This is a genomic window from Roseburia rectibacter (genome assembly GCF_014287515.2).
GTDB classification, from domain to species: Bacteria; Bacillota; Clostridia; order Lachnospirales; family Lachnospiraceae; genus Roseburia; species Roseburia rectibacter.
Genome location: NZ_CP092473.1, coordinates 1,769,851 through 1,783,210 on the forward strand (window position 1 = coordinate 1,769,851; position 13,360 = coordinate 1,783,210).

The 13,360-nt window shown below is 41.4% G+C and carries 15 protein-coding genes; 14 read left to right on the forward strand and 1 reads right to left on the reverse strand.

What is annotated here, in order from left to right:
* Window positions 1–124 precede the first annotated feature (124 nt).
* Together H8S51_RS08330 and H8S51_RS08335 are read left to right on the forward strand one after the other, a co-directional pair.
* On the forward strand, window positions 125–571 hold the full coding sequence (locus tag H8S51_RS08330; RefSeq protein WP_241070969.1) for a MarR family winged helix-turn-helix transcriptional regulator: 447 nt from the start codon (window positions 125–127) through the stop codon (window positions 569–571).
* The gene (locus tag H8S51_RS08335) at window positions 568–1,929 is read left to right on the forward strand and encodes a citrate/2-methylcitrate synthase (RefSeq protein WP_118208990.1); all 1,362 of its coding nucleotides are present in this window, start codon (window positions 568–570) and stop codon (window positions 1,927–1,929) included. The genes H8S51_RS08330 and H8S51_RS08335 overlap by 4 nt, the downstream gene beginning before the upstream one ends.
* Before the next feature lie 22 nt (window positions 1,930–1,951).
* Here the strand turns inward: H8S51_RS08335 and H8S51_RS08340 are convergent, their stop codons facing one another.
* Window positions 1,952–2,167 carry a hypothetical protein gene (locus H8S51_RS08340; protein ID WP_241070970.1) on the reverse strand — a complete coding sequence of 72 codons (216 nt, stop codon included), beginning with the start codon at window positions 2,165–2,167 and terminating at the stop codon, window positions 1,952–1,954.
* A gap of 239 nt (window positions 2,168–2,406) precedes the next feature.
* Between H8S51_RS08340 and H8S51_RS08345 the strand changes: the two genes are divergently transcribed.
* From H8S51_RS08345 to murD, 12 genes are all read left to right on the forward strand, one after another.
* Window positions 2,407–2,910 (forward strand): SEC-C metal-binding domain-containing protein, encoded by a 504-nt coding sequence (locus tag H8S51_RS08345; protein WP_117919172.1) that lies wholly within the window; start codon window positions 2,407–2,409, stop codon window positions 2,908–2,910.
* A gap of 74 nt (window positions 2,911–2,984) precedes the next feature.
* Window positions 2,985–3,209, forward strand: a complete 225-nt coding sequence (locus H8S51_RS08350; RefSeq protein ID WP_241070971.1) for a hypothetical protein — start codon at window positions 2,985–2,987, stop codon at window positions 3,207–3,209.
* A gap of 173 nt (window positions 3,210–3,382) precedes the next feature.
* On the forward strand, window positions 3,383–3,700 hold the full coding sequence (locus H8S51_RS08355) for a DUF1540 domain-containing protein (RefSeq protein ID WP_117919176.1): 318 nt from the start codon (window positions 3,383–3,385) through the stop codon (window positions 3,698–3,700).
* Between the two features lie 217 nt (window positions 3,701–3,917).
* On the forward strand, window positions 3,918–4,505 hold the full coding sequence (locus H8S51_RS08360) for a zinc dependent phospholipase C family protein (RefSeq protein WP_118208988.1): 588 nt from the start codon (window positions 3,918–3,920) through the stop codon (window positions 4,503–4,505).
* Between the two features lie 181 nt (window positions 4,506–4,686).
* Window positions 4,687–4,854, forward strand: coding sequence for a Spo0E family sporulation regulatory protein-aspartic acid phosphatase (locus H8S51_RS08365; RefSeq protein WP_117919180.1), 168 nt, complete (start codon window positions 4,687–4,689; stop codon window positions 4,852–4,854).
* A gap of 269 nt (window positions 4,855–5,123) precedes the next feature.
* The gene (gene mraZ, locus H8S51_RS08370) at window positions 5,124–5,558 is read left to right on the forward strand and encodes a division/cell wall cluster transcriptional repressor MraZ (protein WP_117919182.1); all 435 of its coding nucleotides are present in this window, start codon (window positions 5,124–5,126) and stop codon (window positions 5,556–5,558) included.
* Between the two features lie 11 nt (window positions 5,559–5,569).
* On the forward strand, window positions 5,570–6,508 hold the full coding sequence (rsmH, locus tag H8S51_RS08375) for a 16S rRNA (cytosine(1402)-N(4))-methyltransferase RsmH (RefSeq protein ID WP_118208987.1): 939 nt from the start codon (window positions 5,570–5,572) through the stop codon (window positions 6,506–6,508).
* A gap of 15 nt (window positions 6,509–6,523) precedes the next feature.
* The gene (locus H8S51_RS08380) at window positions 6,524–7,027 is read left to right on the forward strand and encodes a hypothetical protein (RefSeq protein WP_118208986.1); all 504 of its coding nucleotides are present in this window, start codon (window positions 6,524–6,526) and stop codon (window positions 7,025–7,027) included.
* A gap of 44 nt (window positions 7,028–7,071) precedes the next feature.
* Window positions 7,072–9,123, forward strand: a complete 2,052-nt coding sequence (locus tag H8S51_RS08385) for a peptidoglycan D,D-transpeptidase FtsI family protein (RefSeq protein ID WP_186899549.1) — start codon at window positions 7,072–7,074, stop codon at window positions 9,121–9,123.
* A 52-nt stretch (window positions 9,124–9,175) separates the two neighbouring features.
* The gene (locus H8S51_RS08390; protein ID WP_186899550.1) at window positions 9,176–10,930 is read left to right on the forward strand and encodes a peptidoglycan D,D-transpeptidase FtsI family protein; all 1,755 of its coding nucleotides are present in this window, start codon (window positions 9,176–9,178) and stop codon (window positions 10,928–10,930) included.
* Window positions 10,931–11,004: 74 nt separating this feature from the next.
* Window positions 11,005–11,958, forward strand: coding sequence for a phospho-N-acetylmuramoyl-pentapeptide-transferase (mraY, locus tag H8S51_RS08395; RefSeq protein WP_118209043.1), 954 nt, complete (start codon window positions 11,005–11,007; stop codon window positions 11,956–11,958).
* Between the two features lie 30 nt (window positions 11,959–11,988).
* The gene (murD, locus tag H8S51_RS08400) at window positions 11,989–13,353 is read left to right on the forward strand and encodes a UDP-N-acetylmuramoyl-L-alanine--D-glutamate ligase (RefSeq protein WP_186899551.1); all 1,365 of its coding nucleotides are present in this window, start codon (window positions 11,989–11,991) and stop codon (window positions 13,351–13,353) included.
* Window positions 13,354–13,360 lie beyond the last annotated feature (7 nt).

A 13,360-nucleotide genomic window follows, 5' to 3' on the forward strand; every position in this document is an offset into this window, starting at 1 on the left:
TTATTAATTTGACACATTTTAGAAAAAGGGGTAACATAAGTATTAGAAAGTTCATTAATGAACTAATTCAAACCGCAAAACAGTAAAAAAATATTTGCCATAAGAAAAAGAATGTGGAGCAGGGATGATGTACAGTGAGTATGAATTGTTTGGAACCAACCAGCAGATGAGAAAAGTGATCGAGCAGGCGTGTGAACGGCTGATGGAGACCTATGGACTGCGTCACGTGGAACTGGATATCCTTTATCTGATTTCCCATGAAAAGCAGAAAGATACTGCAAAGGATCTGATCGAGATACAGCATTTGTCCAAGGCTCATATTTCGAAATCAGTGGATAATTTAAAGCAGCATGGTTATATTGAACTGATCGCAGATGAGGAAGACCACAGAAGGATACACATTCGCATGACTGGTAAGGCAAAACCTGTGCTGGAGGAATTTGAGCAGATCCGGGCGGATATTTTGGAACGTCTGTTTGCGGGAGTGACAGAAGAAGAACGCAGCTGCTTAAAGCGTGTAATGGGTAAGATTATGAAAAACATTCAGGCAGAACAGGAGGATGGGGTATGAACCAATATGGAGATTTTGGAAAAGAAACGGAAGAACTGATGATGATATGTGAACGTAACGACAGGATCCCGCCGGAGCTGTTTAAAGAGTTCGGTGTAAAACGTGGTTTAAGGGACGTAGATGGAACCGGTGTACTTGCAGGAATCAGCAATATCTCAAGAATTGATGCATTTAAAACAGAAAATGGAAAAAAGATTCCGTGTGACGGACAGCTCTGGTACCGTGGTTATAATGTGATCGATCTGATCCAGGGATTTGAAGGGAAACGTTTTGGATTTGAGGAAGTGGCATATCTTCTTTTGTTTGGTGAACTGCCGGATACTGCAAAATTAGGAGCATTCAAGAGCATGCTCGAAGAGTGCAGACAGCTTCCGACAAACTTTACCAGAGATGTCATTATGAAGGCACCGAGCAAGGATATCATGAATTCACTGACAAGAAGTGTGCTGACACTTGCTTCCTATGATGAGACGATCGCAGACCAGGAACTTCATACACAGTTAGAACAGTGTATCAAACTGATCAGTGTATTTCCGATGCTTGCGGTATACGGCTACCATGCATATAACCATTATATCTGTGATGACAGCCTTTATATCCATCGTCCGCAGGAGGGGCTGTCTGCAGCAGAGAATCTGCTTCTTATGCTCCGACCGGATAAGGCATACACGGAACTGGAAGCGCGCGTGCTCGATATAGCACTGGTGCTTCATATGGAGCATGGTGGAGGAAATAACTCTACATTTACAACAAGAGTTGTAACATCCTCCGGATCTGATACATATTCTGTCATGGCAGCAGCACTTTCTTCCCTGAAAGGACCAAAACACGGTGGTGCCAATATCAAGGTTGTAGAAATGATGGATGATATGAGAAGCCATGTAAAGGACTGGGGAGACAGGGATGAAGTTAAAAACTACTTAGAGCAGCTTGTTGACAAACAGGCATTTGATCGCAAAGGCCTGATCTATGGCATGGGCCATGCCGTTTATTCGCTTTCTGATCCGAGAGCACGCGTGTTCAAAAGTTTTGTGGAACGGCTTGCTGTGGCAAAGGGAAGGGAAAAAGATTTTGCACTTTACAGTATGGTGGAGAATCTTGCACCAGAAGTGATCGCAGAAAAACGTCATATTTACAAAGGAGTTTCTGCAAATGTTGATTTTTACAGTGGATTTGTATACAGCATGTTAGACATTCCGTTAGAACTTTATACACCGATCTTTGCGATCGCCCGTATTGTCGGATGGAGTGCACATCGTATGGAAGAACTGGTAAATATGGATAAGATCATTCGTCCTGCATACCGGAGCATCATGCCGGAGAAAGTGTACGTGCCGTTAGAAGAGCGAGAACAGTAACAAAAAATGAGCAGAAGAAAGATTATTCTTCCTTCTGCCCGTTATTTTTTTTGATCATCTTATATACAAAGGAATATGCCCAGACCAGAACTGGGATGATCACAGTTGCATAAACCGAAGCCATCAGCATATCCATGTAGTTCTCATTGGAAGAGAGCGCACAGAAAATGGTGGAAATATAAAGCCCGGCTAAAATGACGGCGCCGGAAATGGCGAGGATACGTTTTATTTTTTTCAAAGTAAGACCTCCAGTTTTATATATGTTTACCGGCATGATGTGAGTCAAAGACAGACAAAATACCGCAGCTGTACTAAGATTATCCTAGCCGAAAGTATCAGAAGAGTCAAGAAAAATAAAGACGGCATGAAATGCAAACATCATAAATTAATGAATTGCAAAAACAGTGGATGTTTGCTATAATAGTACATGCATGTTAAATGCAACCACAATTCACATAGAAAACGAGGAAACAGACTATGGCATTATTAGAACAGTGGCAGAAAATTGCCTATAATGAGAAAACAGACAGAGGGGAATTACAGAGATTCTGGCAGAGATATTTCCTTTTGGAAAAAGGCGTATATGAGAAGCTTCTTACAAACCCGGATGAGAAGGTTGAGGGAACTGTAAAAGAGCTTGCTGATAAATATAATCTGAGCATCATGGAGATGACAGGTTTCCTGGATGGAATCAATGACAGTTTAGTAGAGCCGAATCCAATCGATACCATGGAGGAGGATACAAAAGTAAGCCTTGCATTTGATAAAGAAAAATTATACAAGAACATGGTAGATGCAAAGGCTGACTGGCTGTATGAGCTTCCTCAGTGGAATGAGATCTTCGATGGTGAGACAAAAAGAAGACTGTACTTAGAGCAGAAGAAGTCCGGAACTGTTATTGTTGGCAAAAAGATCGGACGTAACGATCCATGCCCATGCGGATCTGGCAAGAAATATAAATACTGCTGTATGAATAAATAAGTAAAACAAAATCCCGGTGTTTTGAAGATTATCAGAACACAGGGATTTTTATGTATCTGAAAGGAGAACATTGTATGAAAAAATTAAAAGAATTTTTTGCAGATATGACAGAGAGCGTTTCTGTTACAAAACTGGATGGAACTTTGATCGTTGCAATAGCAGCACTCTCCGGTGTGATCATCGGAATGTTGATCTCACCGCGCAAGAATGCAAAATATGGCTGTGATAATGGCACAACTTATATCACCAACAATGGAGAAGAGGACGACTGGGACTGGGATGAAGAGGACCGGGAATAAAATTTTATGATAAAAATCCGGATATTGTCAAAAAAATATGCTCTCTAATCTGCCGGAAAGGCATAAATTTCCCCAAAAGAGAGAAACTAATACCAGACAGTCAGATCATTGCGAAAGAAATGATAAAAATACGAAAGACTGTCCCCTTTTTATAAGGGATGAAAGGAGAAAAAATGACAATTCTGGATTGTTCAGTTACAGGCTGTATTTACAATGAGGCAAACTGCTGCCACAAAGGCAGTATCAAAGTGGAGGGAGAAGACGCAAAAGAATGTGAAGATACCTGCTGCGGAAGTTTTGTGGAGCGTGGGGATAAATGCGCAAAGAATGTAACGAAAGATGCACCGAAAAATATTGATGTATCATGCTGTGCTACAAATTGTGTCTTCAATAAGGCAGAAAAGTGTGATGCAGAGCATATTGGTATCGCGGGCGGTGATGCATGTAACTGCAGGGATACAGAATGTGCAAGTTTCTGCTGTAATTCATAACAACAGATTTGCATGGAAAACCGGAGATTTGTATTGAAAAGTCTCCGGTTTTTCTTATGGTAGATATAAAATCCGACACAGAACGTACAGAAAATGTTCAGAAATTCTTAACTTGTATTTCAATCAGATGGGACGTATAATGCGAGTAGGAAATAAGTCATGATCATAGCTTACATTTTTGTATGACAGGGATGCACTGGAATGGGAGGCTTTTAGAATGAGGAAAAAATCTCATATTTCTCTTGCAAAATATATCGTAAACAGTCTTGACGACAAAGAATTAAAAAAACATAGGTTGTCGTTTTACATTGGAAGTGTTCTTCCTGATATCAAACCTTCTTTTGTTTATAAAAGGCATGAGATCAATGGAACGTTCCCTTATGTGAAAAAGCATATTGCCCGGTTGTCGGAAGGACAGAAGGTTATGAATAAAAAGGGTGGAAAATATTACAGGGATTTAGGACAGGTCAGTCATTATCTTGCAGATTATTTTACATTTCCACACAACAAAATATATCCGGGAGGATTCAAGGATCACTGCTCTTATGAAGAAAAATTAAAACGTGATCTGAGATCTTATATCAAAAGCGGGGAAGCTGAGAGACAACATGTGCCGGGTGGACATTTTATGGATGCAAAAGCTCTCTGCGATTATATCCAGAAAGCGCATGATGATTATATTGAGCGAAAACATGATGTTTCAGATGATATTACACATATTGTTGAGGTGAATCGTAAGGCGATTGAAGGAATGATAGAAGTTCTTGCGAGAAAGAGCGAAAATCACCGTCTGAAACACTCATAAAGTGGAAAATTGCAATAGCTGCTGTCGAAAAATGGGGAGAAGTGGCATGCTGTTTTGATTGATTTTTGCATGATTTAGGAGTAATATGTAAATATCAGAGAAAAGGGTGTCATAAGTACTATAAACCGCCAGCAACGCGATGAAAGTGGCATAGGAATCTTGGCAGTTAAGGAGGATTCATATGAACAGAATCGAAGAAATTCAAAGAGAAATTGAGTCTGTCAGATCAGAACTCAATCAATCATTTTTACAGAACGATGAATTCGAGGAATATTATCGAAAAAGTACGGAACTAGACAAGCTGATCGAAGAATACTTAGAGAGAAAACAGCAGGTACAGATGAGCTGACAGACAGTCGAATATGGAAAATATTATTTATAAGAACGATAGGACAAAGGTACTACCGTTCTTTTTTTGTGCAACAAATTAGCGACATTACCATAAAAAACCACTGGAAAATCAAGGAAATTCTTGATTTTTTCTTAAGAGTGGTTTAAGATGTATATAAATGTGGAGGAAAGTGGTACGAAATGGTACAAAGTGGTAGATGAGATCCTGTTTGGTGGAAGATCAGATCTTTAGGATTTTAGTTCCACTTAAAGGCAGGTGTTTGTGTTATGTTCATGGGAGAATACAATCACACAGTGGATCCAAAAGGCAGACTGATCATCCCTGCAAAGTTCAGAGAGCAGCTTGGCGATGAATTTGTAGTGACAAAGGGATTGGATGGATGCTTATTTGTGTATACCAAAGAAGAGTGGCACAACATCGAAGAAAAGTTCCGGGGGATTTCCATGACCTCTAAGGACGCCAGAAAATTTTCGCGTTTTTTCTTCGCAGGAGCAGCGGCACTAGAACTGGACAAGCAGGGAAGAATTTTACTTCCGCCGGTTTTGAGGGAATACGCTGATTTACAAAAAGATGTCGTCTTAGTCGGCGTGCTGAGCCGTGTGGAAATCTGGGATAAAGACAGATGGCTGGAAAATACTTATGATGAGGACGAGATGGATGATATCGCAGAACATATGGCAGAGTTAGGATTTAGCATTTAGAGGTGAGGACAGTGGAATTTCATCATTATTCTGTATTATTAAATGAGACAATCGAAAATTTAAATATCAGACCGGATGGAATCTATGTGGACGGAACCTTAGGCGGTGGCGGACATTCTTATCAGATCCTGAAGCATTTGGGGGAAAATGGAAGACTGATCGGCATTGATCAGGATGCAGATGCGATCAGGGCAGCCGGGGAACGCCTTACAGAGTTTGGAAATAAAGCGACACTGATCCGCAGCAACTATGCCAATATGAAAGAAGAACTGCACGCGATCGGAGTGGACAAAGTAGACGGTATTGTACTTGACCTTGGTGTCTCTTCCTTCCAGTTAGATACACCAGAGCGTGGATTTACTTACCGGGAACCGGATGCACCGCTTGATATGCGTATGGATGACAGACAGAGCCAGACAGCAAAAGATATTGTCAATGGATACAGTGAAATGGACTTATACCGTATTATACGTGATTACGGGGAAGATAAATTTGCAAAAAATATTGCAAAACATATTGTAGCGGAACGTCAAAAGAAAACGATCGAGACAGCAGGAGAACTGACAGCTATTATACGGGCAGCTATTCCGATGAAAGTACAGGTAACCGGAGGGCATCCGGCAAAGCGTACATTTCAGGCGATCCGTATTGAGTTAAATCACGAACTTGAAGTGCTTAGAGATCATTTAGATGAGATGATCGATCTTTTGAATCCGGGTGGAAGGATCTGCATTATTACATTCCATTCGTTAGAAGACCGTATTGTAAAATCAAATTTTAAGAGAAATGAAAACCCATGTACCTGTCCGAGTGATTTTCCGGTCTGTGTCTGTGGAAAAGTTTCAAAAGGAAAAGTGATTACAAGAAAGCCGATTCTTCCATCGGAGAAGGAACTGGAAGAAAATTCGAGGTCAAAAAGTGCAAAACTTCGTGTATTTGAACGAAGATAGTTAGGGAGGAATATTATGAGAGATCAGACGGAGAGGAGAGCTTCCGGAAGAAATTATTATGTGGATGGCAATACGGTGCGCCGCATGGAAGCAGTACCTGATTACCGAAGAGAAAGACGGGAAAGAGAAGAAAGAGAACGGGAAGAACAACTGCGTAGAAGAAAACGTCAGGTAAGAAGAAATCAGGAACGTCAGCTTCGGATGAGCAAGAGTTATGTGATATTTCTTACCATGGCAGTGATCGTATTTGGCGTATTTGCAGGAACCTACATAAAAATACAGTCAGATATGACGGCAAGAATGAATACGATCAGCAATTTAGAAAGCCAGATCGCTGATTTAAAGGCAGATAATGATGAGGCATATAAGAGAATCCGTATGTCTGTAGACCTTGACAGTGTCAGGGAAAAAGCATTAAATGAGCTTGGAATGTCATATGCAAAAGAATCCCAGATTATCTATTATACTGTTGACAATGATGATTTTATGAACCAGTACAGTGAAATACCGCAGAAATAGAATGCATGTTTTGATACTGTGATATAAGAAATGCAGGGGTAAGGATGGCAGCAAAGAGAAGAAGAAAACCATGGTTGAAGTTTCCGAGACGCATGCAGAAAAAACTGGTCGTTATGTTCAGTGCGATTGCAGTTTTACTGACAGGGCTGATCGGGAGACTTATGTATATTGAACATACCAGCGGTGATAAATACGAAAAAATTGTTTTGTCACAGCAGGAATATGACAGTCAGACCATTCCGTATCAGAGAGGCGATATTGTGGACAGCAAGGGTACTGTACTTGCAACCAGTATCGCCGTTTATAATGTCATTTTAGACTGTTCGGTCATGACCAGCAAAGAGGAGTATATTGAGCCTACAATTCAGGCGCTTACAAGCTGCTTTGAGGATATGGACAGCAATACATTGTATGGTTACGCGAAAGAGCAGAATGACAGCCGTTATATCGTGCTGAAGAAAAAGGCATCTTACGAAGAAATACAGCCATTTGTTGAAATGCAGGAAGCTGTGGATGAAAAAGGAAAAAAGATAAATCCCAATATCAAGGGTGTGTGGTTTGAAAAGGAATATCAAAGGGAATATCCGTATGGTGCACTTGCGAGCTCTATTGTAGGATTTACAGCTTCCGGAAACGTTGGTGTGAACGGTCTTGAACAGTATTACAATGAAACTTTAAACGGTGTGGATGGAAGAGAGTACGGATATTTAAATACAGATAATAACTTTGAAAAGACTATCAAAGCTGCGAAAAATGGTAACACAGTTGTGTCTACGATCGATTCCCATATCCAGTCTGTGGTAGAACAAAAGATTGCAGATTTTAATGAAGCCTATACCGGGAATTACCGCGAGGGAGAGCCTGGGGCTAGCCATGTCGGAGTACTGGTCATGAATCCGAATAACGGGGATGTTCTTGCAATGGCTAATTATCCGAATTATGATCTGAGCAATCCAAGAGATCTTTCGGCATATTATACGCAGGAAGAGATTGATGCAATGGACGAAGATACACAGATGGATGCCTTGAATAAAATCTGGCAGAATTTCTGTACAACATATACTTATGAACCTGGATCTACTGCAAAACCATTTACGGTGGCGGCAGGACTTGAAACGGGCAAGGTTTCGACGGGAGACAGTTTTTACTGTGATGGATATGAGCATGTGGGTGGACATGATATCCACTGTGTAAACAGAAGCGGACATGGGATGGAAACACTTGAACAGACACTTATGAATTCCTGCAATGATGCGATGATGCAGATATCCTATCGTCTGGGGAGTGATATTTTCACCAGATATCAGCAGATATTTGGCTTTGGACAAAGAACGGGGATCGATCTTCCAGGAGAAGCAAGAACAGATTCCCTGATCTATACGGCAGATAATATGGGACCAGTCGATCTTGCAACCAATGCGTTTGGACAGAATTTCAATACGACGATGATACAGCTTGCCACGGCATATTGTTCTCTGGTCAATGGTGGAAGTCTTTATCAGCCGCATGTTGTGAAAAGGATAACGGATGAAAGCGGAAATACGATCAGTGAAGTGACACCAACCCTTTTACGGGAGACGGTATCGAAGTCAACGAGTGATGCCTTAAAACAGTATATGTATTCTACGGTCACAGGCGGTACTGCAGTAACTGCAAAGGTAGATGGATATTCCATGGGAGGAAAAACCGGTACAGCCCAGAAAGCAGGACGTGATGGCATTAATTATCTGGTGTCGTTTATCGGATTTGCGCCGGTGGAAGATCCGCAGCTTGTCATTTACTGTGTTGTGGATGAACCGAATGTTGCAGAACAGTTCCACAGTACTTATGCACAGAATATCGTAAGAGAGATCTTAGAGGAGGTTCTTCCTTATATGAATATATACCGGGATGAAGATACTACCGGTATTCATGAAGGATGGGGAATCAAAGGTGAAGACGAAGGCGATGTCGGTGATGTGACGGCAGCCGATGTTGCAAACTCTACGGCTGAGGAGAGTCTGGATGTGCCGGATACGACGGATGAACTGCCGGAGAATACGGGGGAACAGCCAGCCGAAGATATTGATCCGGGGGCAGATGAAGGTCAGCAGTAAAGAAAAGTATAAAACAAAATACATAACCTCACAAAAGTAAGAATAAAATGCTATGAAAACTTTTGTGAGGTTTTTATATATGCAGCAGGAACTTCCTTTTTATAGAAGTAAAACATTTCATCGGAAAAAGATCATGGTAATGTTTACGGTTGTATTTCTGGCGCTTTTATTTTTACTTGGAAGACTGGTGTATCTTATGATATTTTGCTCCGGATATTATGGACAAAAGGCGCAGAATCTGCATGAGAGGGAGCGTGATATTAAGGCAGCGAGAGGAAAAATTTTAGACAAAAACGGTGTGGTACTTGCAACTAACAAGTCGGTCTGCACCATATCGGTCATACACAGCCAGATCGAAGATAAAGAGGCAGTGATCACTGCACTGGTAAAAGAACTTGAACTACCAGAGAAAACAGTGCGGAAACGTGTGGAAAAGGTGAGCTCCATAGAGCGCATAAAGACAAATGTCCCAAAAGAGACAGGAGATAAGATACGGGCATATAAACTTCCGGGGATCAAAGTAGACGAAGATTATAAGCGGTATTATCCCTACGATACGTTAGCATCAAAAGTATTGGGATTTACAGGTGGTGATAACCAGGGAATTGTGGGACTTGAAGTAAAGTATGATTCTTATCTTCAGGGGACGAATGGGAAAATACTTACACTTACAGATGCAAGGGGGATTGAGATTGAAAATGCAGGGGAGACGAGACTTGAACCGGTCAACGGATACGACCTTAATATTTCCATGGACTATAATATACAGTTATACTGTGAACAGGCGGCAGAGAAGACCTATATCAAAAAAGATGCAAAATATGTGTCTGTTATCGTGATGAATCCGTCAGATGGAGAAATCTATGCAATGGTAAATTATCCGGAGTTTCATCTGAATGATCCGTTTACACTGATCAATGAGGAAAATATTCCTGCGGAGAAAAAACAGGATCTTTTGAACCAGATGTGGAGAAATCAATGTATCAGTGATACTTATGAACCGGGTTCCACATTTAAGATCATTACAGCGGCAGCAGCATTAGAACAGGGAGTCGTTAAGCTGACGGATAATTTTTACTGTCCCGGATATAAACTGGTGGAGGACCGGAGGATACGGTGTGCCAAGACGACCGGACATGGGGCAGAAACGTTTGAAACAGGAATTATGAATTCATGTAATCCGGTATTTATCGAACTTGGAGAAAGACTTGGGGTTGACAATTTTTATAAGTATTTCAGACAGTTTGGACTGCTGTCGAAAACAAATGTGGATCTGCCCGGAGAAGCGGCAACGATCATGCACAAAAAAGAAAATGTCGGTCCGGTAGAGCTTGCAACCATATCGTTCGGGCAGTCCTTTCAGATCACGCCGATGCAGCTTGTGACTACTGTTTCTTCTATTATAAATGGGGGACACCGTATCACGCCGCATTTTGGGGTAAAAATCACAGGAGAAGGGGAAAATGAGGTAGAAACATTGAGATATGAAACAAAAAATGACATCTGCAGGGAAGAAACGTCGGAAACAATGCGTTATCTGTTAGAGAGGGTTGTCTCTGATGGCAGTGGAAAGAATGCTAAAATAGAAGGTTTTTCCATTGGAGGAAAAACTGCTACTTCACAGACACTTCCAAGGAGTGAACATAAATACATCTCGTCATTTCTTGGATTTGCCCCTGCGGATGATCCGAAAGTTTTAGTGCTCGTTGTAATCAACGATCCGAAAGGAACTTATTACGGAGGGCAGATCGCGGCACCTGTTGCAAAAGAAATTATGGAAAACATTTTGCCGTATCTTGCGAAATGATAAAAAATGACGTATACTATTGTGTTGTTAAAAAAGTACATGAGCGCAAAACCGGCGCAAGAATGGAGATTATTATGACATATGAAATTGTAATACCGGTAATTATTGCATTCGCAATCAGTGCACTGTTAGGACCAGTTGTGATTCCTTTCTTAAGAAGACTCAAGGTAGGTCAGACAGAACGAAAAGAACTTGAATCCCATTTAAAGAAAAACGGAACCCCGACAATGGGGGGACTGATGATTCTTGCAAGTATTATCATAACATCCCTGTTTTATGTCAAAGATTATCCGAAGATCATTCCGATTCTGTTTATGACAGTCGGATTTGGTGTGATCGGATTTTTGGATGATTATTTAAAAGTTGTGCTGCGCCGTTCAGATGGACTGCTGGCATGGCAGAAGATGATTCTTCAGATCATTGTCACAGGTGTATTTGCTGTATACATGGTGAAATATTCCGGTGTGGCACTTACCATGCTGATCCCGTTCTCAGGGGGAAAATACTTAGATCTTGGATGGCTGGCAATTCCGGTTCTGTTTTTTGCGGTAGTCGGCACCGTAAACGGAACGAATTTTACGGATGGACTTGACGGATTAGCATCAAGCGTTACGATCATGGTTGCAACATTCTTTTCAGTTGTAGCAATCGGAACTAATGCAGGAATTGCACCGATCACCTGTGCTGTTGTGGGAGCACTGCTTGGATTTTTACTGTTTAATGTATATCCGGCAAGTGTATTTATGGGAGATACCGGATCCCTGGCACTGGGTGGCTTTGTAGTATCAACAGCATATATGATGCAGATGCCTCTTTTTATTCTGATCGTGGGTCTGATCTACCTGGTGGAAGTTTTATCCGTTATCATTCAGGTGACTTATTTTAAGAAAACCGGCGGAAAGCGTATTTTCCGTATGGCACCGATTCATCATCATTTTGAACTTGGCGGATGGTCTGAGACAAGAGTTGTTGCTGTATTTTCTATCACGACAGCAATTTTGTGCCTGATCGCACTGCTTGCAATGTAATAAAAATCACATGTGGAAATGGAGTAATGCATGGATCTGACAGGAAAACAGGTATTGGTGGCAGGACTTGGAAAAAGTGGGATTGCCGCCGGGGCGTTACTAAAGAAACTTGGGTGCAGCGTCTTTCTGTTCGATGAAAACAAAAAGTTCGATACTGCTGCCTGGAAAAAAACGTATCCGGTATTTTCGGACTGCCCGTTGTGGGTAGGAGAATTGCCGGATGAGGCAGTTGATAAAATGGAGCTTGCTGTGGTAAGCCCCGGCATACCGCTTGATTCTTTGGCAATGCAAAAGATATATAATGCCGGCATACCGATATGGGGAGAGGCAGAACTTGCATACCGGCTTGCAAAAGGGCGGGTTGCAGCAATTACGGGTACAAACGGCAAAACGACAACGACAACACTTGTGGGAGAAATCCTAAAGAAATGTTATCCGGAAGTATTTGTTGTTGGAAATATTGGTATCCCATATACTTCGATCGTTGAAAAAACCACAGAACAGACCATTGCAGTGGCAGAGATCAGCAGTTTTCAGTTAGAAACAATGGAAACTTTCCATCCCTCCGTTTCTGCAATTTTAAATATCACGCCGGATCATCTTGACAGACATCACACCATGGAGGCATATATCCGGGCAAAGGAAAGTATTACAAAGTGTCAGACAATGGATGATGTATGTATACTCAATTATGAGGATGAAATACTTCGTTTTTTTGCAGAAACGCTTAAAACAAAGGTATTGTTTTTCAGCAGCAAAAGATCATTAGCAGAGGGAATATATCTGAAAAATGACGCGATCTGGATAGCTCAGAAGGAAAAAGAACCGGAAAAACTGATAGACATAGATAAACTGAAACTTCTTGGAACACACAATTATGAAAATGTCATGGCGGCTTCCGGTGCTGCGCTTTGCATGGGAGCACCGGCTGATGTGATACAGAGCGTGTTAAAAGAGTTTCAGGGTGTAAAACACCGCATTGAATTTGTGCGGGAATTGCATGGTGTTATGTATTATAATGATTCTAAAGCGACAAATCCGGATGCGGCAATTCGCGGAATCAGGGCAATGAACCGGAAAACGGTGCTCATCGGCGGTGGGTATGATAAAGAACTTGAATTTGATGAGTGGATTGACAGCTTTGAGGGAAAAGTAAAATATCTTTTGTTAATTGGACAGACGAAAGAAAAAATCGCAGAATGTGCACAAAAGCATGGTTTTGGGAATATCGTTTGTTGTGATACATTAAAAGAAGCGGTAGACAACTGTTACAGACTGGCAGAAACCGGGGAAGCAGTATTGCTCTCGCCTGCATGTGCAAGCTGGGGAGATTTTAAGGATTATACGCAGCGTGGAGATCTGTTCCGGCAATATGTCATGGAACTGCCGGAATAAAGAATCA

Excerpts from the sequence above, each read along its gene's own strand:
- H8S51_RS08330 (WP_241070969.1), top strand. The coding sequence starts at position 125 with ATGATGTACAGTGAGTATGAATTGTTTGGAACCAACCAGCAGATGAGA.
- H8S51_RS08335 (WP_118208990.1), top strand. The coding sequence starts at position 568 with ATGAACCAATATGGAGATTTTGGAAAAGAAACGGAAGAACTGATGATG.
- H8S51_RS08345 (WP_117919172.1), top strand. The coding sequence starts at position 2,407 with ATGGCATTATTAGAACAGTGGCAGAAAATTGCCTATAATGAGAAAACA.
- H8S51_RS08350 (WP_241070971.1), top strand. The coding sequence starts at position 2,985 with ATGAAAAAATTAAAAGAATTTTTTGCAGATATGACAGAGAGCGTTTCT.
- H8S51_RS08355 (WP_117919176.1), top strand. The coding sequence starts at position 3,383 with ATGACAATTCTGGATTGTTCAGTTACAGGCTGTATTTACAATGAGGCA.
- H8S51_RS08360 (WP_118208988.1), top strand. The coding sequence starts at position 3,918 with ATGAGGAAAAAATCTCATATTTCTCTTGCAAAATATATCGTAAACAGT.
- H8S51_RS08365 (WP_117919180.1), top strand. The coding sequence starts at position 4,687 with ATGAACAGAATCGAAGAAATTCAAAGAGAAATTGAGTCTGTCAGATCA.
- mraZ (WP_117919182.1), top strand. The coding sequence starts at position 5,124 with ATGTTCATGGGAGAATACAATCACACAGTGGATCCAAAAGGCAGACTG.
- H8S51_RS08380 (WP_118208986.1), top strand. The coding sequence starts at position 6,524 with ATGAGAGATCAGACGGAGAGGAGAGCTTCCGGAAGAAATTATTATGTG.
- H8S51_RS08385 (WP_186899549.1), top strand. The coding sequence starts at position 7,072 with ATGGCAGCAAAGAGAAGAAGAAAACCATGGTTGAAGTTTCCGAGACGC.
- H8S51_RS08390 (WP_186899550.1), top strand. The coding sequence starts at position 9,176 with ATGAAAACTTTTGTGAGGTTTTTATATATGCAGCAGGAACTTCCTTTT.
- mraY (WP_118209043.1), top strand. The coding sequence starts at position 11,005 with ATGACATATGAAATTGTAATACCGGTAATTATTGCATTCGCAATCAGT.
- murD (WP_186899551.1), top strand. The coding sequence starts at position 11,989 with ATGGATCTGACAGGAAAACAGGTATTGGTGGCAGGACTTGGAAAAAGT.